We start from the raw sequence: 1,183 nt of genomic DNA on the forward strand, positions 1-1,183 counted from the left end.
CGGCCTCGCGCAGCGCGTCCCAGTCGCCGTACACGTCGTCGAAGTCTCCACGCCGGTCGGCCGAGCGGCCCTCGGTGTCGATGGAGGCGTGCAGGTCGGTGCGACCCGTCCCCCCGGCGTGCCCGGCCGGGCCGCCGTCCGGCTCCTGCCACGGCAACCCTGTCGGACGTACGCCGTCGCGGGCCAGGCCGTCCGGGCCCGCGAGCGCGGCGACGTGCGCCGAGATGCGGGGGTCGAGCCACGGCTCGCCGGCGCGCACGTACTCCGGGTGCACCGTCAGCCGCGGCCGCAGCTCCAGGCCGCACTCCGCCGTGACCGCCCGCAGCCGGTCCAGCGACGGCCAGGGCCGCTCGGGGTTGACGTGGTCGGGCGTCAGCGGGGACACCCCGCCCCAGTCGTCGATCCCCGCCTCGAGCAGCAGCCGGCACTCGTCCGACCCCTCCGAGCTGTCGACCAGGTTGGGCGGCGCCTGCACGCGAGCCTTGGGGCCGAGCACGATCCGCGTCACCGCGATGGCGGCGCGGTACTCGTCGAGCCCGAGGTCGTCGACGTGCCGCATCGCGGTGTCGGGCTTGGCGCGGAAGTTCTGGACGATGACTTCCTGCAGGCCGCCGTACCGACGCCCCACGGATCGCAGGGCAAAGACCGTCTCGGCGCGCTCGGCCAGTGTCTCGCCGATGCCGACGAGCAGGCCGGAGGTGAACGGGACCGAGATCCGCCCGGCGTCCTCCAGCACCCGCAGCCGCACGTCGGGGTCCTTGTCGGGCGACCCGAAGTGGGCCAGTCCCTTGGTCTCGAAGAGCCGGCGCGACGTGGTCTCGAGCATCATCCCCATGGACGGCGAGACCGGCTTGAGCCGCGTCATCTCCTCCCACGACATGACGCCGGGATTGACGTGCGGCAGCAGCCCGGTCTCCTCCAGGATCCGCACCGCCATCGCGCGGACGTAGGACAGGGTGGAGTCGTAGCCCTGCTCGTCGAGCCACGCGCGTGCCTCGGGCCACCGGTCCTCCGGACGGTCGCCGAGGGTCAGCAGCGCCTCGAGGCAACCCAGCTCCGCACCCTCGCGGGCGACCTCGAGGATCTCGTCGGGAGACATGTACGGCGCCCGGCCTTCGCGCTCGGCCTGCGCGGGCGTCTCGACGAACGTGCAGTAGTGGCACCGGTCCCGGCACAGCCGGGT

The 1,183-nt window shown here is 73.7% G+C and carries 1 protein-coding gene; it reads right to left on the reverse strand.

Features of this window, described 5'->3' with window-relative positions; genetic code table 11:
• The coding region (cofG, locus tag DAI17_RS20730; protein ID WP_107775147.1) for a 7,8-didemethyl-8-hydroxy-5-deazariboflavin synthase CofG at window positions 1–1,183 on the reverse strand (1,183 nt) is incomplete at both ends.

It is taken from the genome of Nocardioides sediminis, from assembly GCF_003047295.1.
Taxonomy (GTDB): Bacteria; Actinomycetota; Actinomycetes; order Propionibacteriales; family Nocardioidaceae; genus Nocardioides; species Nocardioides sediminis.